This is a genomic window from Brenneria rubrifaciens (assembly GCF_005484945.1).
Classification (GTDB): Bacteria; Pseudomonadota; Gammaproteobacteria; order Enterobacterales; family Enterobacteriaceae; genus Brenneria; species Brenneria rubrifaciens.
This window is the reverse complement of the sequence record NZ_CP034035.1, coordinates 3,384,719-3,405,305: the sequence shown is the minus strand read 5'-3', so window position 1 is coordinate 3,405,305 and position 20,587 is coordinate 3,384,719. Positions and strand designations below refer to the sequence as shown.

At 52.0% G+C, this 20,587-nt stretch carries 14 protein-coding genes, 1 tRNA gene and 3 rRNA genes; 15 read left to right on the top strand and 3 right to left on the bottom strand.

Translation table 11 applies throughout. The features are described from left to right. The first annotated feature begins 4 nt into the window (after window positions 1–4). The 5 genes from tatA (at window position 5) to hemB (ending at window position 3,477) form a co-directional block, all read left to right on the top strand. Window positions 5–265 carry a Sec-independent protein translocase subunit TatA gene (gene tatA, locus EH207_RS15170; RefSeq protein ID WP_137714750.1) on the top strand — a complete coding sequence of 87 codons (261 nt, stop codon included), beginning with the start codon at window positions 5–7 and terminating at the stop codon, window positions 263–265. 3 nt (window positions 266–268) lie between these two features. Beyond that, window positions 269–790, top strand: a complete 522-nt coding sequence (gene tatB, locus EH207_RS15165) for a Sec-independent protein translocase protein TatB (protein WP_137714749.1) — start codon at window positions 269–271, stop codon at window positions 788–790. Window positions 791–793: 3 nt separating this feature from the next. Continuing rightward, the gene (gene tatC / locus EH207_RS15160; RefSeq protein ID WP_137714748.1) at window positions 794–1,546 is read left to right on the top strand and encodes a Sec-independent protein translocase subunit TatC; all 753 of its coding nucleotides are present in this window, start codon (window positions 794–796) and stop codon (window positions 1,544–1,546) included. A gap of 108 nt (window positions 1,547–1,654) precedes the next feature. Further along, window positions 1,655–2,437 (top strand): 3'-5' ssDNA/RNA exonuclease TatD, encoded by a 783-nt coding sequence (gene tatD / locus EH207_RS15155; protein ID WP_137714747.1) that lies wholly within the window; start codon window positions 1,655–1,657, stop codon window positions 2,435–2,437. Between the two features lie 17 nt (window positions 2,438–2,454). Continuing rightward, a complete protein-coding gene (hemB, locus tag EH207_RS15150) occupies window positions 2,455–3,477 on the top strand; it encodes a porphobilinogen synthase (RefSeq protein ID WP_137714746.1) in 1,023 nt (340 codons plus the stop codon). A 37-nt stretch (window positions 3,478–3,514) separates the two neighbouring features. Here the strand turns inward: hemB and rfaH are convergent, their stop codons facing one another. Next, window positions 3,515–4,003 carry a transcription/translation regulatory transformer protein RfaH gene (rfaH, locus tag EH207_RS15145; RefSeq protein ID WP_137714745.1) on the bottom strand — a complete coding sequence of 163 codons (489 nt, stop codon included), beginning with the start codon at window positions 4,001–4,003 and terminating at the stop codon, window positions 3,515–3,517. A gap of 201 nt (window positions 4,004–4,204) precedes the next feature. Between rfaH and ubiD the strand changes: the two genes are divergently transcribed. Both ubiD and fre read left to right on the top strand, forming a co-directional pair. Beyond that, on the top strand, window positions 4,205–5,692 hold the full coding sequence (gene ubiD, locus EH207_RS15140) for a 4-hydroxy-3-polyprenylbenzoate decarboxylase (RefSeq protein ID WP_137714744.1): 1,488 nt from the start codon (window positions 4,205–4,207) through the stop codon (window positions 5,690–5,692). A gap of 53 nt (window positions 5,693–5,745) precedes the next feature. After that, window positions 5,746–6,447, top strand: coding sequence for an NAD(P)H-flavin reductase (fre, locus tag EH207_RS15135; RefSeq protein WP_137714743.1), 702 nt, complete (start codon window positions 5,746–5,748; stop codon window positions 6,445–6,447). 78 nt (window positions 6,448–6,525) lie between these two features. Here fre and fadA read toward each other — a convergent pair whose 3' ends face one another. Both fadA and fadB read right to left on the bottom strand, forming a co-directional pair. Then, complete coding sequence (fadA, locus tag EH207_RS15130; RefSeq protein WP_137714742.1) at window positions 6,526–7,689, bottom strand: acetyl-CoA C-acyltransferase FadA; 1,164 nt, start codon at window positions 7,687–7,689, stop codon at window positions 6,526–6,528. Continuing rightward, window positions 7,667–9,889 (bottom strand): fatty acid oxidation complex subunit alpha FadB, encoded by a 2,223-nt coding sequence (fadB, locus tag EH207_RS15125; RefSeq protein ID WP_137714741.1) that lies wholly within the window; start codon window positions 9,887–9,889, stop codon window positions 7,667–7,669. Before fadB ends, fadA begins: the two co-directional genes overlap by 23 nt. A gap of 184 nt (window positions 9,890–10,073) precedes the next feature. Between fadB and pepQ the strand changes: the two genes are divergently transcribed. The 8 genes from pepQ to metA all read left to right on the top strand — a co-directional run bounded on the left by pepQ (window position 10,074) and on the right by metA (window position 20,446). After that, complete coding sequence (gene pepQ, locus EH207_RS15115) at window positions 10,074–11,405, top strand: Xaa-Pro dipeptidase (RefSeq protein WP_137714740.1); 1,332 nt, start codon at window positions 10,074–10,076, stop codon at window positions 11,403–11,405. A gap of 276 nt (window positions 11,406–11,681) precedes the next feature. Continuing rightward, a complete protein-coding gene (trkH, locus tag EH207_RS15110) occupies window positions 11,682–13,133 on the top strand; it encodes a Trk system potassium transporter TrkH (RefSeq protein WP_137714739.1) in 1,452 nt (483 codons plus the stop codon). A 20-nt stretch (window positions 13,134–13,153) separates the two neighbouring features. Continuing rightward, entirely contained in the window at window positions 13,154–13,693 is a 540-nt protein-coding gene (gene hemG, locus EH207_RS15105) for a menaquinone-dependent protoporphyrinogen IX dehydrogenase (protein ID WP_137714738.1), read from the top strand. 381 nt (window positions 13,694–14,074) lie between these two features. Next, window positions 14,075–15,616: ribosomal RNA gene (locus tag EH207_RS15100) — 16S ribosomal RNA — on the top strand. Between the two features lie 84 nt (window positions 15,617–15,700). Next, a tRNA-Glu gene (locus EH207_RS15095) sits at window positions 15,701–15,776 on the top strand. A gap of 245 nt (window positions 15,777–16,021) precedes the next feature. Further along, window positions 16,022–18,927, top strand: a 23S ribosomal RNA gene (locus EH207_RS15090). A gap of 111 nt (window positions 18,928–19,038) precedes the next feature. Next, window positions 19,039–19,154, top strand: a 5S ribosomal RNA gene (gene rrf / locus EH207_RS15085). The 16S, 23S and 5S rRNA genes sit together here with 1 tRNA gene alongside, the layout of an rRNA operon. A 362-nt stretch (window positions 19,155–19,516) precedes the next feature. Next, complete coding sequence (gene metA, locus EH207_RS15080; RefSeq protein WP_137714737.1) at window positions 19,517–20,446, top strand: homoserine O-acetyltransferase MetA; 930 nt, start codon at window positions 19,517–19,519, stop codon at window positions 20,444–20,446. The last annotated feature ends 141 nt before the right edge of the window (window positions 20,447–20,587 follow it).

The following is a 20,587-nucleotide window of genomic DNA, read 5'->3' as shown; positions in this document are numbered from 1 at the left end:
CGGTATGGGTGGCATTAGTATTTGGAACTTACTGATTATCGCGGTAATCGTCGTATTACTGTTTGGCACCAACAAGCTGAGAACGCTGGGCTCGGATCTGGGCGCATCAATCAAAGGCTTTAAAAAAGCCATGAGTGATGAGCAGCCGTCCGACAATACGGACAAGGCGCAACAGGATGCGGATTTTGCCACCAAGACAATCGCAGAACAGCAGCCGGAAGCGAAAAAAGACGACGCAAAGAGCCAGCATAAAGAGCAGGTATAATCTGTGTTTGATATCGGGTTTAGCGAGCTGTTGCTGGTTATGGTGATAGGTCTGGTCGTTCTTGGGCCTGAACGTCTACCCGTTGCAGTAAGAACCGTCGCCAACTGGATTAAGACACTGCGTTCGCTGGCGTCTACGGTTCAAAGTGAGCTGTCGCAGGAATTGAAATTGCAGGAGTTGCAGGCAAGTCTGAAGAAGGTGGAAAAAGCCAGTCTGCAAAATCTGTCGCCGGAATTGAAAGCGTCTATGGATGAACTTAAAGAGGCGGCTGAAGCAATGAAGCGCGGCTATCCGCCATCAGCGACTGATGAAGGGCAGGCGTCTCAGACCCCGGCTAATCAGCCGTTGGACGACCCGGAAGCGGTTTATGACGGTGTGATTGATACTGAAAGGGCTCCCTCATTAATCCCGTCGGCGCATACTCAGGAAAGCCGTCCGATTGCGCCAGCGCAGGTAGCGGAGAACAAACCCAAATCTGAACAGCCTCCCGCTGTTTCTCCCCATCAAATAAGTGATGATCGTTAGTTTATGGCTGCTGAAGATACTCAACCGCTAATTAGCCACCTGATCGAACTGCGTAAACGGTTATTGAACAGTATTATTTGCGTACTGGCGGTGTTCTGTTGTCTGGTGTATTTCGCCAACGACATTTATCAGATGGTATCCGCTCCGCTGATTGAGCAACTCCCCGCGGGCGCGAGCATGATCGCCACCGATGTCGCCTCGCCGTTTTTCACGCCCATAAAGCTGACGATGATCGTATCGGTGTTTGTCTCCGCGCCATTGGTGTTGTATCAGGTCTGGGCGTTTGTTGCCCCGGCGTTGTACAAACATGAACGCCGTTTGATGATGCCATTACTGGTTTCCAGCAGTTTGCTTTTCTACGCTGGTATGGCGTTTGCCTACTTTGTGGTTTTTCCGCTGGCGTTTGGCTTTTTTGCTAAAACTGCACCCCAAGGGGTTCTGATTGCGACGGATATCAACAACTATCTCGATTTTGTCATGGCGCTCTTTATGGCCTTTGGCGTGTCGTTTGAAGTGCCGATCGCTATCGTGTTGTTATGCTGGAGCGGCGTAGTTACCCCGGAAGATTTGAAGAAGAAACGGCCTTATATGTTGGTCGGCGCCTTTGTCGTTGGTATGTTGTTGACGCCCCCGGACGTGTTTTCTCAGACGCTGTTGGCGATCCCCATGTACCTGCTGTTTGAAATCGGCGTATTCTTCTCCCGGTTCTATGTGGGGAAAGGGCGTCGTGCTGAAACCGAAGAACCTGCGCCGTGACGTGATTCTGCCGGTCTGTGGGAAAGGAAATGACCTCTCTTTGAGAGGTTTTGTTTTTTGTTCGCTAGGGTGGCCGCGCTACCGCGGCGATAGACGGGTAAGTAGCCAATGTTTGATATTGGAGTCAATTTAACCAGCTCTCAGTTTGCGAAAGACCGTGAGCAGGTTGTCGCTCGCGCACAACAGGCTGGCGTCAGCGGTATGCTGATAACCGGGACCAATATTGAGGAAAGCCGTCAGGCACTGGCGCTGACAGCGCAGTACCCGGCTTACTGCTGGTCGACGGCGGGTGTCCATCCCCATGATGCCAGCCACTGGGATGCGTCCGCTGCCGAGCAGGTTTATCGCATGGCGCAATCAGATTCCGTGGTCGCAATTGGTGAATGCGGACTCGATTTCAATCGAAATTTTTCGACGCCTGCTCAGCAGGAGCAGGCATTTCGCGCCCAGTTAGCTTTAGCCGCCGAACTCTCTTTACCCGTTTTCCTCCATTGCCGTGACGCGCATATCCGTTTTCTTGCCTTGCTGAAACCCTGGCTCAACAGACTCCCGTCTGCTGTGGTTCACTGTTTCACCGGCAACAGGGGGGAGCTTGATGAATGCCTGGCCGCCGGTCTTATGGTCGGCATTACCGGTTGGGTCTGCGATGAACGGCGTGGCCTTGAGCTACGTACGCTGCTAAAGCATATTCCAGAAGATCGGTTGTTACTGGAAACCGATGCGCCTTATTTGTTGCCCCGGGATTTAAGACCTAAACCCGTATCCCGCCGTAACGAACCCCGTTTTTTGCCGCATATTGTCCATCAGGTCGCAGGTTGGCGCGAAGAAGACGCCATAAGGCTTGGGCAGAAAACGGATGAAAATGCCCGCCGGGTTTTCCGGCTGGCTTGATTCAGGAGAATAATGATATGAGCAATGTTTTTCCCGGTACTTTCCCAGGACGGCGGATGCGTCGTATTCGACGTTATGATTTCAGCCGCCGCCTCGTCGCTGAACATCAACTGACAGTCAATGACTTGATCTTTCCAGTCTTTGTCATGGAGGGGAAAAATCAGCGACAGGAAATTTCCTCAATGCCGGGCGCATACCGGATGACCATTGATGTGTTGCTAAAGGAGGCAGAGGAAATCGCGAAGCTTGGTATCCCGGTACTATCGCTGTTTCCGGTCATTGAGGCGGATAAAAAGTCATTATTGGCCGAAGAAGCCTGTAACCCGGATGGTCTGGTACCCCGTGCGGTTCGTGCGCTCAAGGATGCGGTTCCCGATTTGGGATTGCTGACGGACGTCGCGCTCGATCCTTACACCACGCACGGTCAAGACGGCGTGATTGATGAGGAAGGTTATGTTGTCAACGATGCCACCAAAGCGATTCTCGTCCGTCAGGCATTGACGCATGCGGAGGCCGGGGCGGAAATTGTTGCGCCCAGCGACATGATGGATGGGCGTATTGGCGCGATCCGTACGGGGCTGGAGGCGCAGAACCTGCTTAATACGCAGATTATGGCTTATTCGGCAAAATATGCTTCGGCCTACTACGGTCCCTTTCGCGACGCGATCGAAACAACCAGCAATCTGAAAGGCGGGAATAAAAAAACTTATCAGATGGACCCCGCTAACAGTGATGAGGCTTTGCAGGAGATTGCACAGGATCTTCAGGAAGGCGCGGATATGGTAATGGTCAAACCCGGTATGCCGTATCTGGATGTGGTAAGGCGCGTGAAGGATACGTTCGGGGTGCCGACGTTTGCCTATCAGGTTTCCGGTGAGTATGCGATGCATATGGCCGCGATTCAAAACGGCTGGCTTCAGGAACAGCCTGCGGTCATGGAATCGTTGCTATGTTTTAAACGCGCGGGTGCGGATGGGGTACTGACTTACTTCGCCAAGCGTGTCGCCCAGTGGCTGCACGCACAGCATTCGCAGCGCTGACGGGGCGAGAGCAGAGCGGTTCTCTGCCGCTCTGCTCTCACATTTTCTGAAACTGACGGTTATCAATACTTTGTCGCACCTGTTTGTTCAGCAAGTTCAGCAGTAGCATAGACCGGGCTTCGCCATCCGGCTCGGTATAGATCGCTTGCAGACCGCTAAAAATCCCCTCGGTAATCAACACCTCATCACCCGGCTGCGGGGTCTGCGGATCGGTGATTCCTTGCATCGGATTTGATGACAGGTCGTCTATCACTTGCTGCGGGATGATGGCCGGCACATTACCGAATCGTATGAAATGACTGACGCCACGCGTGGCGCTGATCGTCGTGGTATGGATACACTCGGGATCGAATGCGACAAACAGGTAGTTTGGAAAAAGCGGTTCGCAAACCTCGGTACGTTTACCTCGGACGATTTTATCCAGTGTGATCATAGGGCTCATGCAGGTAACATCCTGACGCTCAAGATGTTCTTTCGCCCGTAGCAGTTGACCACGTTTACAATACAGTAAGTACCAGGCTTCCATATATTTCGCAAGCTTATGATGATGACGTGCAAGCATAACAAAAGCAGGCGCGGATAAAAAATTTTCGGAAGAAATTTTTAATGTTACATAGCGACGAGGTGACGGGCGTTGGGGACTGTTATAAATAGCGGCACTAAAAAGCGACAGGCTGGAGAAGAGACTTTATAATGGTCGCCTTAATAAACTGCCCCGACGATCAGCATGAAATACCGTGACTTACGCGAATTCCTCTCGCTGCTGGAAGAGAGGGGGGAATTGAAACGCATTAGCCAGCCCATTGATCCCTATCTTGAAATGACGGAGATTGCCGACCGGACCCTGCGTGCGGAGGGCCCGGCGTTGTTGTTTGAAAATCCGAAGGGCTACGACATGCCCGTGCTGTGTAATTTATTTGGCACGCCGAAGCGCGTCGCGCTTGGGATGGGGCAGGAGGACGTCAGTGCCTTGCGGGAGGTCGGGAAACTGCTGGCATTTTTGAAAGAGCCTGAGCCACCGAAGGGATTTCGCGATCTGGTGGATAAAATGCCGAAATTCCGACAGGTGTTGAATATGCCGACCAAACGGCTATCGTCCGCGCCGTGCCAGGAACAGGTTTGGCAAGGTGATGACGTCGATTTGCGGCGGATACCCGTCATGCAATGCTGGCTGGAAGATGCGGCGCCGCTCATCACCTGGGGACTGACCGTGACTCGGGGGCCGAATAAAGAGCGCCAGAATCTGGGCATTTACCGGCAGCAGATGTTGGGAAAAAACAAATTGATTATGCGGTGGTTGTCGCATCGCGGCGGCGCGTTGGATTTTCAGGAATGGCGTCAGGAAAATCCCGGCCAGCGTTTCCCTGTTTCCGTCGCGTTGGGGGCTGACCCGGCCACCATTTTGGGCGCGGTGACCCCTGTGCCGGATACCTTGTCCGAGTACGCCTTTGCCGGTTTGCTGCGCGGTCATAAAACCGAAGTCGTGAAATGTCTGTCTAACGATCTAGAAGTGCCGGCCAGTGCGGAAATTGTGCTGGAAGGCTATATTGAAGCAGGTGAGATGGCGCCGGAAGGACCGTACGGCGATCACACCGGCTATTATAATGAGGTCGATAATTTTCCCGTGTTCACGGTGACGCATATTACCCAGCGACATGGTGCGATTTATCACTCCACGTATACCGGTCGCCCGCCTGATGAGCCCGCTGTATTGGGCGTGGCGTTAAATGAAGTCTTTGTTCCCATTTTGCAAAAGCAGTTTCCTGAAATTGTCGATTTTTATTTACCGCCTGAGGGTTGCTCTTATCGTCTGGCGGTCGTTACCATGAAGAAACAGTACGCCGGTCATGCGAAACGCGTGATGATGGGCGTTTGGTCTTTTTTGCGGCAGTTTATGTACACGAAGTTTGTCATCGTCTGTGACGATGACATTAACGCCCGTGACTGGAAAGATGTGATCTGGGCGATCACAACGCGTATGGACCCGGCGCGCGATACCGTATTAGTGGAAAATACACCGATAGACTACTTGGATTTTGCCTCGCCGGTTTCCGGTTTGGGTTCCAAAATGGGACTGGACGCCACCAATAAATGGCCGGGCGAAACGCAGCGCGAGTGGGGACGCCCGATCAAGAAAGATCCGCAGGTGTGTGCCCGCGTTGATGCCATATGGGATGAGCTTGACATTTTTAGCGGCAGAGAACCCCGGCGTTAAGTGGCTGTTGCTCTGTTCTCCGTTTTGCTTTTATGACCCTACAGAGGGAATGCATGACAACATTGAGCTGTAAAGTGACTTCGGTAGAGGCCATAACCGATACGGTTTATCGCGTTCGCTTGTTACCCGGGGCGCCTTTTTCTTTTCGTGCGGGTCAGTATCTGATGGTTGTGATGGACGATCGCGATAAACGTCCTTTCTCGTTGGCATCCACGCCGATGGAGCGGAGTTTCATCGAGCTGCACATTGGTGCGTCAGAGCTTAATCTTTACGCAATGGCGGTGATGGAGCGCATCCTTAAAGAGAAAACGCTGACGGTGGATATTCCCCATGGTGAAGCCTGGTTGCGCGAAGATAGCCAGCGTCCGTTAGTCCTGATTGCTGGCGGAACCGGCTTTTCCTATGCCCGCTCTATTCTGCTTACCGCGCTGGCACAGCAGCCTGAACGCTGTATTTCCATCTACTGGGGCGGCAGGGAAAGCAAGCACCTTTATGACCTTGCCGAACTGGAAAAGCTGACGACCCAATATCCCAACCTACAGGTGATTCCCGTAGTCGAACAGCCCGAAGATGGCTGGAATGGCCGAACCGGGACGGTGCTAAGCGCGGTATTACAGGATTACGGTTCATTAGCCGATCAGGATATTTATATTGCTGGCCGCTTTGAGATGGCGAAAATTGCGCGGGAACGTTTCTGTAATGAACGCGGTGCGCTTGCAGCACACATGTTCAGCGATGCTTTTTCGTTTATTTGAAACGATTATCCTGATCTGTAGGGATAAAATCCCGCTAACATCAGTGGGATTTCCCACAGGGAAAAGTTGTAGGCTAACTCAAGTTCGCTCAAAAACCGTAGCAATGCCTTGTCCTAATCCAATGCACAGGGTTGCCACACCAAACTGGATATCGCGACGTTCCATGAGGTTGATTAGCGTAGTCGATATCCGGGCGCCTGAGCAGCCCAGTGGGTGACCGAGCGCAATGGCGCCGCCGTTAAGGTTGACTTTCTCATCCAGTTGTTCCAACAGCCCCAGATCTTTAATACAGGGCAGGATTTGCGCGGCGAAGGCTTCATTAAGTTCAAAGAGGCCAATGTCGGACAGGCTGAGCCCGGCGCGTTTCAACGCCAGCCTGGTGGCGGGTACAGGGCCGTATCCCATGATGGAAGGATCGCAACCAACGACGGCCATTGCCCGAATTCGTGCGCGCACCGTTAAGCTCAATGAAGCTGCGCGTGATTCGCTCATGATCAACATGGCTGAAGCGCCATCGGAAAGGGCCGACGAATTGCCCGCTGTCACCGTGCCGTTGACGGGGTCAAAGGCGGGTTTTAACACGGTCAGACTGGCAATGCTGGTTTCTGGGCGGATGACATCGTCATAATCGAAGCGCTGTAAAACACCCTCTGCGTCATGACCGGCGGTTGGCACGATTTCATTGTGAAAAGCGCCCGATTTCGTCGCGCTATCCGCCCTTTGATGGGAGCGGGCGGCAAACTGATCCTGCATTTCCCGGCTGATACTGTGCATATGCGCCAGCATTTCTGCGGTCAATCCCATCCTGACTGCGGCTTTAGCTACGGTTCGGCTGAGACCGGGATGAAAATCCATACCGTGACTCATGGGAACGTGTCCCATATGTTCAACACCGCCAATCAAACAGACATGGGCATCGCCGACCATGATGGCGCGGGCCGCATCATGCAGCGCCTGCATGGATGAACCGCATAGCCGGTTCACGGTCGCGGCAGGAACGCTCGCCGGAATTTCTGCCAGCAATGCGGCATTGCGGGCAATATTGAAACCCTGCTCCAGCGTTTGCTGCACACATCCCCAATAGATATCATCAATGCTGGTGGCTTCAAGCGCCGGGTTCCGGCTAAGCAGGCTGCGCATCAGGTGGGCGGACAAGTCTTCGGCCCGCACTTGTCGGAATGCGCCTCTTTTGGAACGGCCCATGGGGGTGCGCACGGCATCAACAATCACTGCGTTTTCCATATTTTCTCCCTTCATGCCGGTTGCCCTGAAAAATATCCGCGTGTGGTGCGACCAATGGGTAATAACTTTCATTACTTCTTGCTTTTAGTTTCAGGCCGTCGGGAACCTGATAAAGCGGCCCCAGTGATGACAGCCGCTGCGCCATTTCCAGATAACGCGCGCTGCCGAGCGTATCCAGATAGCGGCATGCTCCGCCGTGGAATGGCGGGAAACCCAGCCCATACACCAGCGCTATATCGGCTTCCGCCGGACTGTCGACAATGCCTTCTTCCAGACAGCGCGCCACCTCGTTAATCATCGGGATCATCATCCGGGCGATAATCTCTTCCGTGCTGAGAGGCTTTCCTGGCTGGCCGATCGCGGTCAGCAGCGCTTCGACGCTTTCATCCTGTTCTTTACGCAGTTTTCCTTTATTGTCGGTTTGATAGCGATAGAAGCCCTGCCCGTTTTTCTGGCCAAACCGCTGATTGTCGAACAGCACGTCGACAGCGTCCCGATAATTTTTGGCCATGCGCTGCGGGAACCCTTGCGACATCACGGCCTGTGCGTGGTGAGCGGTATCAATGCCGATTACATCCAGCAGGTAGGCCGGGCCCATCGGCCAGCCAAATTGCTTCTCCATAACGTTGTCAATTTCACGGAAATCCGCACCGTCGCGTATCAGCAAACTGAAGGCGGCAATGTAGGGAAACAGCACGCGGTTGACAAAGAAGCCAGCGCAGTCGTTGACGACAATGGGGGTTTTCCCCATTTTGCCGGCGTAGGCCACCACGCGGGAGAGGGTTTTTTCATCTGTTTGCGGGCCGCGAATAATTTCCACCAGCGGCATGCGGTGAACCGGGTTAAAGAAATGCATGCCGCAAAAGTTCTGTGGCCGCTTTAATGACGCTGCCAACTGTGCAATGGGAATCGTCGACGTGTTGGAAGTCAGCACAGTATGCAGGCCTACCTGAGATTCGGTTTCAGCCAGTACGCTGGCCTTCACTTCCGGGTTTTCAACCACCGCTTCAACGACGATGTCAATGCGTTCAAAACCGGCATAGTCCAACGTTGGATGAATATTGGCGAGTACCCGCGCCATTTTCATACCGTCCAGCTTGCCGCCTTCCAGTTGTTTATTCAGTAGTTTCGCCGCTTTGTTCATGCCAAGGGAGAGTGGTTTCTCGTTGATATCCTTCATGCGAATCGGGATGCCTTTGCAGGCGGATTGGTAGGCAATCGCGCCGCCCATAATCCCCGCGCCCAGCACGGCGGTCTGTTTCGGTGGCGACAACTCGCCGACGCGCTTTTTCGCTTTCTCTTTTACATACTGATCGTTGAGGAAGAGACCAATCAGCGCGCGGGCGGCATCTGAACGAGCCAACGGCACAAAGTTTTGCGTTTCAAGCCGCAACGCGGCATCGCGTGGCAGGGATGCCGCGGATTCGATGGTTTTTACTGCCGTCATCGGTGCCGGGTAATGTTTTCCTGCGGTCCGCAACACCGTGGCTTTCGCTGTGGCGAAACTCATGCGCGCTTCAATTTTGCTTAGCTTCAACGCTTCAAGTTTGGGGCGTCGACAGGCCTGCCAATCCAGATCGCCAGCAATCGCCTGCTTCAATATTTTCAGCGCGGCCGCGTTGAGTTTTTCCTCTGCGACAATCGCATGCACCAGACCTATCTTCAACGCTTCCTCTGCGCCGATCTCTTTGCCTGCGGCGATAATTTCCAGCGCACTGTCAGCCCCCAACAGACGTGGCAGACGTACCGAACCACCAAAACCCGGCATAATGCCCAGCCTGGTTTCGGGCAAACCGATGCGCAGATCTGTGGCGGCAATGCGAAAATCGGTGGCCAATGCACATTCACATCCGCCGCCGAGCGAATAGCCCTTAATGGCAGATAATGTGGGCACCGGCAAATCTTCCAGACGGTTGAAAATGCCGTTCGCGAAGCTCAGCCACTCATGAAGTTTGTCGACCGGGGCGGCAAACAAAGAGAGAAACTCGGTGATATCTGCGCCGACAATAAACGCAGGTTTGTCTGAACGTAATAACAGTCCCTGCAACGATTTTTGTGCCGCCAGAACGTCTAACGCTTTACCCAGGCTGGCAACCGTGCGGGTATCCAACTTATTGACGGAAGCTGTGGCGGCAAACACCAGCTCTGCAATGCCATCTTCAACCCAGCTAAGGTAGAGAGTTTCCCCTTGATAAAGCATGTTTATCTCCGAATTTAGGTAAGCAATCTGGTACGACCAGATGATTGAATTGTGGCTATAGTGTTAATTTATTGCAAACAATAGGTTGAGTTTTTGCTATTGGGATCACATCGGACCGGACACTGCCGTTGATTCATGGCTGTGTTAAAATGGAAAGATTGTGTTGTGACGAACAGGAAAATTCATGGAAAAGCTGGCTTTTTTATATCACCACCATTTGGCGACTTTGCAGCAGCGCACGCAGGTCGTTCTTGAACGTCATCAGCTTGATGCATTGTTGATCCATTCCGGTGAGTTCTTGAGCGTATTTCTGGACGATCACGACTATCCTTTCAAGGTCAACCCACAGTTTAAAGCTTGGGTTCCGGTCACGCAGGTTCCCAATTGCTGGCTTTGGGTAGATGGTGTTAATCCGCCAAAACTGTGGTTTTATTCGCCGGTCGACTACTGGCACAACGTCGCACCCGTACCGGACAGTTTCTGGACCAACGATGTAGAGATTTCGGTTTTGCGTCATGCCGACGACATCGGGAAGCGACTCCCGGCTTCGCGGCAACGCGTGGCCTATATTGGCTATACCCCGCAGCGTGCGATAGATCTGGGCATTCATGCGGAAAATATCAATCCTCAAGGCGTGCTTGATTATCTGCATTATCATCGTGCTTATAAAACGGACTATGAACTGGCCTGCATGCGGGAAGCGCAGAAAACGGCGGTACTGGGACACCGTGCCGCGCATGAAGCTTTTTTGTCCGGCATGAGCGAGTTTGATATTAATTTGGCCTACCTGACGGCAACCGGTCATCGCGATACCGATGTGCCTTATAGCAATATCATCGCGCTGAATGAACATGCCGCCGTGCTGCATTACACCCGCTTGGAGCACCAGGCTCCATCGGAGGTTCGTAGTTTTCTGATTGATGCGGGTGCTGAATATAACGGTTATGCGGCCGATCTGACCCGTACGTATTCTTCACTGGGTGATAATGCGTTTGCCGCTCTGGTGAAAGATCTGAATCAGGCGCAGATCGGTCTGATCGATACGGTTCAGGCTGGCGTATGCTATACCGATTATCATCTGCAAATGCACCAGCGTATTGCGAATCTGTTGAAATCACATCAGTTGATTCAAGGGGTCAGTGAAGAAGCGATCGTGGAAAACGGACTGACTTTCCCCTTCTTCCCGCATGGATTAGGGCACCTCTTAGGGTTACAGGTGCATGATGCAGCGGGCTTTATGCAGGACGATCGCGGCACTCACTTAGCTGCGCCTTCCCAACATCCTCATTTGCGCTGCACCCGGACGATTGAGCCTGGCATGGTATTAACTATCGAACCCGGTGTTTACTTTATTGATTCGCTGCTTGAGCCCTGGCGCTCTGGTGCATTCAGCCAGCATTTCAACTGGCAGAAAATTGATGCCTTAAAACCTTTTGGCGGCATCCGTATTGAGGATAATATCGTCATCCATGAAAAGCGTGTTGAAAATATGACCCGCGATCTGAATCTGGCCTGATGTAGTGCGATTCGGTTCCCATTGGATCAGTGAGTTTCAGTGCGAAACCAAGAAACGTCGTTTTATCACCATGCCGGGGCAACTATCGGGCAGCGGTATCGAAGAGATTACCGCAGTCGTCGTCCATTACTGTGTTGGTGTTCAACCGGGTACTGGCGGGATGGCCATGGCCTATGGCGGTGCGATTGCGCGGTCTGAACCGCGGTTGGTGGCATTAATTGCTAATTTCACAGTAATCTCAGCGCTGTTTTATGAATCACTAAGGAATTTTCTGCAATGCATTTGCGTGCCATAACTCGAATTGTGGGCCTGTTGGTTATCCTTTTTTCCGGGACAATGTTTATCCCAGGACTGGTGGCCTTAATCTATCGTGATGGCGCCGGTCGGGCTTTCACCCAGACATTTTTTGTCGCACTGGCTATCGGGGTCATACTCTGGCTACCTAATCGAAAGCAACGGCATGAATTGAAATCCCGTGAAGGATTCCTGATTGTGGTCCTGTTCTGGACCGTGCTCGGCAGTGTCGGGGCGATGCCTTTTCTATTTGCAGAACATCCGAATCTTGGTGTGACGGATGCCTTTTTCGAGTCTTTTTCCGGCCTGACGACGACGGGGGCAACCACGCTGGTGGGGCTGGATTCACTGCCCAAGGCAATACTCTTTTATCGGCAAATGCTGCAATGGTTCGGCGGTATGGGGATCATCGTTCTGGCCGTCGCCATTTTGCCTATCTTGGGCGTTGGTGGCATGCAGCTTTATCGTGCAGAAATGCCGGGACCGTTGAAAGACAACAAGATGCGTCCGAGGATTGCCGATACTGCAAAAACGCTATGGCTAATCTATTTGTTGCTTACCCTCGCTTGCGCCCTATCGCTATGGCTGGCCGGTATGCCGGTTTTTGACGCGATTGGTCACAGCTTTTCCACGGTATCGGTAGGCGGTTTTTCTACCCATGACGCGAGTATCGGCTATTTTAATAACCCGACGATTAATACCATCATTGCCATCTTTTTGTTGATTTCCGGCTGTAACTTTGGTCTGCACTTTGCCGTATTGAGCGGGCGCAGCCTCCGGGTTTACTGGCGAGACCCCGAATTTCGGATGTTCATTTTCGTCCAGATGTCTCTTGTCGTGGTATGTACTGTTGTACTGTGGTTTCACAATGTCTATGCCAGCGGTATGCAAACGCTGAATCAGGCATTTTTTCAGGTTGTTTCCATGGCGACGACGGCCGGTTTCATGACCGATAGTATTGCTTCATGGCCCTTGTTTTTACCTGTTCTTCTATTATGTTCCGCATTCATTGGCGGCTGCGCGGGATCTACCGGCGGGGGATTGAAGGTGATTCGTATCCTACTGCTTTTCCTGCAAGGTTCGCGTGAGTTGAAACGACTGGTGCATCCTAATGCGGTTTACACGATAAAATTGGGTCATCGAGCCCTGCCTGAAAGGATACTGGAAGCCGTATGGGGATTTTTCTCCGCCTACGCGCTGGTTTTCATTGTTAGTATGTTGGCGGTCATTGCTACAGGCGTTGATGATTTCTCTGCGTTTGCAGCTGTCGCGGCAACGTTAAATAATTTGGGGCCAGGCCTGGGCGTGGTCGCAGATAACTTCACCTCCATGAACGATGCTGCGAAATGGATTTTGATCCTGACGATGCTGTTCGGACGTTTGGAGGTATTTACTCTTTTGGTTTTGTTTACGCCGACATTCTGGCGTGATTAAAGCGGTAAAGGAATAACGTAATGAAAGCGTTAATTTTGTTTTCGAGCACAGATGGACAAACAAGAGTGATAGCCTCTTATATTGCCAACACGTTAAAAGGGAGGGTGGAGTGTGATGTCATTAATTTACTCAGGGCTCATGATATTGATTTGACTAATTACGATCGCATTCTGATAGGTGCTTCTGTTCGATATGGTCGGTTTCATCCTGCGGTTAATCAGTTCATCCGCCAAAATCTTTCATTCCTACAACACGTGCCCAGTGCTTTTTTCTCTGTCAATCTTACAGCCCGTAAACCGGAGAAGCGTTCAATTCAGACGAATGCTTATACGCGTAAATTTCTGTTGAGTTCGCCCTGGCAACCGGACTTATGCGGTGTGTTTGCGGGGGCGTTGCGTTATCCACGCTATCGCTGGTTTGATCGTGTAATGATTCAGCTCATTATGCGGATGACGGGCGGAGAAACCGATAGCAGCAAGGAAATCGAATACACGGATTGGCAGCAGGTAACACAATTCGCACAGGCATTCGGGCAGTTAGCGGCCCCAAAAGCCCCATAACGCTGGCTTTATCAGCCGGTTGATGAAAAAAAACGCACTCAATCATTTTTTTGCATTTAGCGCTTGTAAGCCGCCGTGAAGTCCCTATAATGCGCCTCCACTGACCCGGGAACAGCGGCAACGCGGTTATCGGGAAGATAGGAAGTCAGGCATCAATCGCTTGACTTTACAGCGGAACCGCGTAGATTATGCGGCCCGCGCCGCAGGATAATGCGGCACTGCTCTTTAACAATTTAATCAGACAATCTGTGTGGGCACTCACAAGACCGTATCTCAAAGATATACCAAGTCTTGAAGAGTGACTGACAGTAAATTCATTACGAATAAACAGTTATTGATTCTTTGAGCAAAGCTATTTACTTAGCGAATCAAACCATTCTTAAATTGAAGAGTTTGATCATGGCTCAGATTGAACGCTGGCGGCAGGCCTAACACATGCAAGTCGAGCGGCAGCGGGAAGTAGCTTGCTACTTTGCCGGCGAGCGGCGGACGGGTGAGTAATGTCTGGGGATCTGCCTGATGGAGGGGGATAACCACTGGAAACGGTGGCTAATACCGCATGACGTCGCAAGACCAAAGTGGGGGACCTTCGGGCCTCACGCCATCGGATGAACCCAGATGGGATTAGCTAGTAGGCGGGGTAATGGCCCACCTAGGCGACGATCCCTAGCTGGTCTGAGAGGATGACCAGCCACACTGGAACTGAGACACGGTCCAGACTCCTACGGGAGGCAGCAGTGGGGAATATTGCACAATGGGGGAAACCCTGATGCAGCCATGCCGCGTGTGTGAAGAAGGCCTTCGGGTTGTAAAGCACTTTCAGCGGGGAGGAAGGGGAAAGGTTTAAGAGACTTTTTCATTGACGTTACCCGCAGAAGAAGCACCGGCTAACTCCGTGCCAGCAGCCGCGGTAATACGGAGGGTGCAAGCGTTAATCGGAATGACTGGGCGTAAAGCGCACGCAGGCGGTCTGTTAAGTTGGATGTGAAATCCCCGGGCTTAACCCGGGAACTGCATTCAAAACTGACAGGCTGGAGTCTCGTAGAGGGGGGTAGAATTCCAGGTGTAGCGGTGAAATGCGTAGAGATCTGGAGGAATACCGGTGGCGAAGGCGGCCCCCTGGACGAAGACTGACGCTCAGGTGCGAAAGCGTGGGGAGCAAACAGGATTAGATACCCTGGTAGTCCACGCCGTAAACGATGTCGACTTGGAGGCTGTGGTCCAGAACCGTGGCTTCCGGAGCTAACGCGTTAAGTCGACCGCCTGGGGAGTACGGCCGCAAGGTTAAAACTCAAATGAATTGACGGGGGCCCGCACAAGCGGTGGAGCATGTGGTTTAATTCGATGCAACGCGAAGAACCTTACCTACTCTTGACATCCAGAGAAGACTTCAGAGATGAGGTTGTGCCTTAGGGAGCTCTGAGACAGGTGCTGCATGGCTGTCGTCAGCTCGTGTTGTGAAATGTTGGGTTAAGTCCCGCAACGAGCGCAACCCTTATCCTTTGTTGCCAGCGATTCGGTCGGGAACTCAAAGGAGACTGCCGGTGATAAACCGGAGGAAGGTGGGGATGACGTCAAGTCATCATGGCCCTTACGAGTAGGGCTACACACGTGCTACAATGGCGCATACAAAGAGAAGCGAGCCTGCGAGGGTGAGCGGACCTCATAAAGTGCGTCGTAGTCCGGATTGGAGTCTGCAACTCGACTCCATGAAGTCGGAATCGCTAGTAATCGTAGATCAGAATGCTACGGTGAATACGTTCCCGGGCCTTGTACACACCGCCCGTCACACCATGGGAGTGGGTTGCAAAAGAAGTAGGTAGCTTAACCTTCGGGGGGGCGCTTACCACTTTGTGATTCATGACTGGGGTGAAGTCGTAACAAGGTAACCGTAGGGGAACCTGCGGTTGGATCACCTCCTTACCAGCAGAGCGGATTGAGTGAAGTGCTCACACAGATTGTCTGATGAAAATAACGAGCAAAAGCGTCAACAAAGTACGGTGTCGTGTCCCCTTCGTCTAGAGGCCCAGGACACCGCCCTTTCACGGCGGTAACAGGGGTTCGAATCCCCTAGGGGACGCCAGCGCATCCGACCATTCCGGTGAAAGCGGGGGTCTTCAGTAAGTGTTCATGCTTATCTTTTATCTTAAAACTGACTAGCGATAGTCAGGGTTTGCGATATTGCTCTTTAACAATCTGGAACAAGCTGAAAATTGAAACGATGCGGCGGCATGAGTCTTTAGCGATAAAAAGGCGGTCGCATCAGAGTCTCTCAATAATCACGGCGCGAAGAGGCTTTGAAGAATCAAAGACACCTTCGGGTTGTGAGGTTAAGCGACTAAGCGTACACGGTGGATGCCTAGGCAGTCAGAGGCGATGAAGGGCGTGCTAATCTGCGATAAGCGTCGGCAAGGCGATATGAGCCGTAATACCCGACGATACCCGAATGGGGAAACCCGGTGCACTAGTGCATCATCGTTTGATGAATCCATAGTCAAACGAGGCGAACCGGGGGAACTGAAACATCTCAGTACCCCGAGGAAAAGAAATCAACCGAGATTCCCCCAGTAGCGGCGAGCGAACGGGGAGAAGCCCAGAACCTGAATCAGTTTGTGCCTTAGTGGAAGCGTCTGGAAAGTCGCGCAACAAAGGGTGACAGCCCCGTACACGAAAAGGCACAGACGGTGAGTTCGATGAGTAGGGCGGGACACGAGACATCCTGTCTGAAGATGGGGGGACCATCCTCCAAGGCTAAATACTCCTGACTGACCGATAGTGAACCAGTACCGTGAGGGAAAGGCGAAAAGAACCCCGGCGAGGGGAGTGAAACAGAACCTGAAACCGTGTACGTACAAGCAGTGGGAGCCTCTCTTAATGGGGGGTGACTGCGTACCTTTTGTATAATGGGTCAGCGACTTATATTCTGTAGCAAGGTTAACCGAATAGGGGAGCCGCAGGGAAACCGAGTCTTAACTGGGCGTTAAGTTGCAGGGTATAGACCCGAAACCCGGTGATCTAGCCATGGGCAGGTTGAAGGTTGGGTAACACTAACTGGAGGACCGAACCGACTAATGTTGAAAAATTAGCGGATGACTTGTGGCTGGGGGTGAAAGGCCAATCAAACCGGGAGATAGCTGGTTCTCCCCGAAAGCTATTTAGGTAGCGCCTCGTGAATTCATCTTCGGGGGTAGAGCACTGTTTCGGCTAGGGGGTCATCCCGACTTACCAACCCGATGCAAACTGCGAATACCGAAGAATGTTATCACGGGAGACACACGGCGGGTGCTAACGTCCGTCGTGAAGAGGGAAACAACCCAGACCGCCAGCTAAGGTCCCAAAGTCATGGTTAAGTGGGAAACGATGTGGGAAGGCCCAGACAGCCAGGATGTTGGCTTAGAAGCAGCCATCATTTAAAGAAAGCGTAATAGCTCACTGGTCGAGTCGGCCTGCGCGGAAGATGTAACGGGGCTAAACCATGCACCGAAGCTGCGGCAGCAATAGCGATATTGTTGGGTAGGGGAGCGTTCTGTAAGCCTGCGAAGGTGGCCTGCGAGGGCTGCTGGAGGTATCAGAAGTGCGAATGCTGACATAAGTAACGATAAAGCGGGTGAAAAACCCGCTCGCCGGAAGACCAAGGGTTCCTGTCCAACGTTAATCGGGGCAGGGTGAGTCGACCCCTAAGGCGAGGCTGAAAAGCGTAGTCGATGGGAAACAGGTTAATATTCCTGTACTGGGTGTTACTGCGAAGGGGGGACGGAGAAAGCTAGGTTGGCCGGGCGACGGTAGTCCCGGTTTAAGCGTGAAGGTGGATGACCCTGGAAAATCCGGGTCGTCATTAACACTGAGGCGTGACGACGAGCCACCAAGGTGGCGAAGTAACCGATGCTACGCTTCCAGGAAAAGCCTCTAAGCACCAGGTAACACGCAATCGTACCCCAAACCGACACAGGTGGTCAGGTAGAGAATACTCAGGCGCTTGAGAGAACTCGGGTGAAGGAACTAGGCAAAATGGTGCCGTAACTTCGGGAGAAGGCACGCTGGATTTGGTGAAGTCCCTCGCGGACGGAGCTGAGACCAGTCGCAGATACCAGCTGGCTGCAACTGTTTAATAAAAACACAGCACTGTGCAAACACGAAAGTGGACGTATACGGTGTGACGCCTGCCCGGTGCCGGAAGGTTAATTGATGGGGTCAGCCGCAAGGCGAAGCTCTTGATCGAAGCCCCGGTAAACGGCGGCCGTAACTATAACGGTCCTAAGGTAGCGAAATTCCTTGTCGGGTAAGTTCCGACCTGCACGAATGGCGTAATGATGGCCAGGCTGTCTCCACCCGAGACTCAGTGAAATTGAACTCGCTGTGAAGATGCAGTGTACCCGCGGCAAGACGGAAAGACCCCGTGAACCTTTACTATAGCTTGACACTGAACCTTGAGCCTTGATGTGTAGGATAGGTGGGAGGCTGCGAAATGCGGACGCCAGTCTGCGTGGAGCCGACCTTGAAATACCACCCTTTAATGTTTGATGTTCTAACGTGGGCCCCTGAGCGGGGTCGCGGACAGTGTCTGGTGGGTAGTTTGACTGGGGCGGTCTCCTCCCAAAGCGTAACGGAGGAGCACGAAGGTCAGCTAATCCTGGTCGGACATCAGGAGGTTAGTGCAAAGGCATAAGCTGGCTTGACTGCGAGAGTGACGGCTCGAGCAGGTGCGAAAGCAGGTCTTAGTGATCCGGTGGTTCTGAATGGAAGGGCCATCGCTCAACGGATAAAAGGTACTCCGGGGATAACAGGCTGATACCGCCCAAGAGTTCATATCGACGGCGGTGTTTGGCACCTCGATGTCGGCTCATCACATCCTGGGGCTGAAGTAGGTCCCAAGGGTATGGCTGTTCGCCATTTAAAGTGGTACGCGAGCTGGGTTTAGAACGTCGTGAGACAGTTCGGTCCCTATCTGCCGTGGGCGTTGGAAGACTGAGAGGGGTTGCTCCTAGTACGAGAGGACCGGAGTGAACGCACCGCTGGTGTACGGGTTGTGATGCCAATTGCATTGCCCGGTAGCTAAGTGCGGAAGAGATAACCGCTGAAAGCATCTAAGCGGGAAACTTGCCTCGAGATGAGTCTTCCCTGGGACTTTAGGTCCCCATAAGGGCCGTTGAAGACGACGACGTGGATAGGCTGGATGTGTAAGCGTAGCGATACGTTGAGCTGACCAGTACTAATGACCCGAGAGGCTTAACCTTACAACGCCGAAGGTGTTTTGAGAGAGAAGAGATAGTCAGCTTGTTCCGTGATAGGTTCTGGTGGTTGTGCGAGAGGAAAGGCGCATGACGGTCGGGACGGAAAAGAATTTGCCTGGCGGCGATAGCGCGGTGGTCCCACCTGACCCCATGCCGAACTCAGCAGTGAAACGCCGTAGCGCCGATGGTAGTGTGGGGTCTCCCCATGTGAGAGTAGGGAACTGCCAGGCATCAAATAAAACAGAAGGCCTCATGCGAAAGCATGGGGCTTTTTGCGTTGGGGCCGGTTATGAGCTGCCTCCAAAGCACTAGTTGGTACATCATTTTGCATTGAAAGTTTTCTGTAGGGTATGCGGTTAGTTTAATCCCGAGCTTTATATAACCTATTCATTAATATCATTATTTCCATCTTGTTGTTTCCTTTTTGCAATAACTCATCTTCTACATATATCAAAAGTGCATAAACTTATTTGAATAGTGATGAAACATTTTCACCTTAGTCAGTGACTACTCGACATTCGCATAAAAACTCGCTATCTTCGGGCATCTAGAAGTCTAAACGTATAAACGTATGTAGTGAGGATGTAAGGTTATGCCAATCCGGGTTCCTGACGAGTTACCAGCCGTTAATTTTCTGCGCAATGAAAATGTCTTTGTGATGACTTCATCGCGCGCCAAAACGCAGGAAATTCGTCCTTTGAAAGTGTTGGTACTGAACCTGATGCCGAAGAAAATCGAAACGGAAAACCAATTTCTGCGGCTGCTATCGAATTCACCATTACAGATCGATATTCAACTGTTACGCATAGATAGTCGTGAGTCGAAGAATACGCCAACTGAGCATTTGGATAATTTCTACTGTAATTTTGATGATATTCAGGATGAAAATTTTGACGGCTTGATTGTTACCGGTGCGCCGTTAGGGCTGATAGATTTTTGTGACGTTGTATATTGGCCACAAATCGAGAGAGTGATTAAGTGGGCAAAAGAGCATGTCACTTCAACATTGTTTGTGTGTTGGGCTGTGCAGGCAGCATTGAATATTCTGTATGGCATTCCCAAGATGACCCGTCAGGAAAAACTGTCAGGTGTATATTCGCATCAGACCTTACAGCCACACGCGTTGCTGACTCGTGGCTTTGATGAAACCTTTTTAGCACCACATTCCCGTTATGCGGACTTCCCAACTGAGGTCATTCGTCAGCATACCGATTTGGATATTCTGGTGGATTCTGAGCAGACAGGAGCCTACCTGTTCGCCAGCAAAGATAAACGTCTGGCTTTTGTTACCGGCCATCCTGAATATGAGGCGCATACCCTGGCAGGTGAATATTTCCGTGATTGCGAGGCAGGTTTGAAACCAAATGTGCCAGCGAACTATTTTCCCGATAACAACCCTGATATTGCGCCAAAAGCGACCTGGCGCAGCCACGGTCATCTGTTATTTGTGAATTGGTTGAACTATTACGTTTACCAGATCACTCCGTATGATTTACGTCGTATGAATCCAACATTGGAATAACTCCTTCCTCATGCTCTTTAGGGCGTTTTTTGCCTGCTTCTTCGAACTATGGGAATGCTTTTTGGCTATACGTCAAGGCAGCATGTGATACGTAAATTCTACTTATGTCTTTCGTTAAAAATGGGGACATTACCATGTGAC

What these genes read in the sequence shown, in the direction of transcription:
- tatA (WP_137714750.1), top strand. Translation starts at nt 5, where the DNA reads ATGGGTGGCATTAGTATTTGGAACTTACTGATTATCGCGGTAATCGTC.
- tatC (WP_137714748.1), top strand. Translation starts at nt 794, where the DNA reads ATGGCTGCTGAAGATACTCAACCGCTAATTAGCCACCTGATCGAACTG.
- tatD (WP_137714747.1), top strand. Translation starts at nt 1,655, where the DNA reads ATGTTTGATATTGGAGTCAATTTAACCAGCTCTCAGTTTGCGAAAGAC.
- hemB (WP_137714746.1), top strand. Translation starts at nt 2,455, where the DNA reads ATGAGCAATGTTTTTCCCGGTACTTTCCCAGGACGGCGGATGCGTCGT.
- rfaH (WP_137714745.1), bottom strand. Translation starts at nt 4,003, where the DNA reads ATGGAAGCCTGGTACTTACTGTATTGTAAACGTGGTCAACTGCTACGG.
- ubiD (WP_137714744.1), top strand. Translation starts at nt 4,205, where the DNA reads ATGAAATACCGTGACTTACGCGAATTCCTCTCGCTGCTGGAAGAGAGG.
- fre (WP_137714743.1), top strand. Translation starts at nt 5,746, where the DNA reads ATGACAACATTGAGCTGTAAAGTGACTTCGGTAGAGGCCATAACCGAT.
- fadA (WP_137714742.1), bottom strand. Translation starts at nt 7,689, where the DNA reads ATGGAAAACGCAGTGATTGTTGATGCCGTGCGCACCCCCATGGGCCGT.
- fadB (WP_137714741.1), bottom strand. Translation starts at nt 9,889, where the DNA reads ATGCTTTATCAAGGGGAAACTCTCTACCTTAGCTGGGTTGAAGATGGC.
- pepQ (WP_137714740.1), top strand. Translation starts at nt 10,074, where the DNA reads ATGGAAAAGCTGGCTTTTTTATATCACCACCATTTGGCGACTTTGCAG.
- trkH (WP_137714739.1), top strand. Translation starts at nt 11,682, where the DNA reads ATGCATTTGCGTGCCATAACTCGAATTGTGGGCCTGTTGGTTATCCTT.
- hemG (WP_137714738.1), top strand. Translation starts at nt 13,154, where the DNA reads ATGAAAGCGTTAATTTTGTTTTCGAGCACAGATGGACAAACAAGAGTG.
- metA (WP_137714737.1), top strand. Translation starts at nt 19,517, where the DNA reads ATGCCAATCCGGGTTCCTGACGAGTTACCAGCCGTTAATTTTCTGCGC.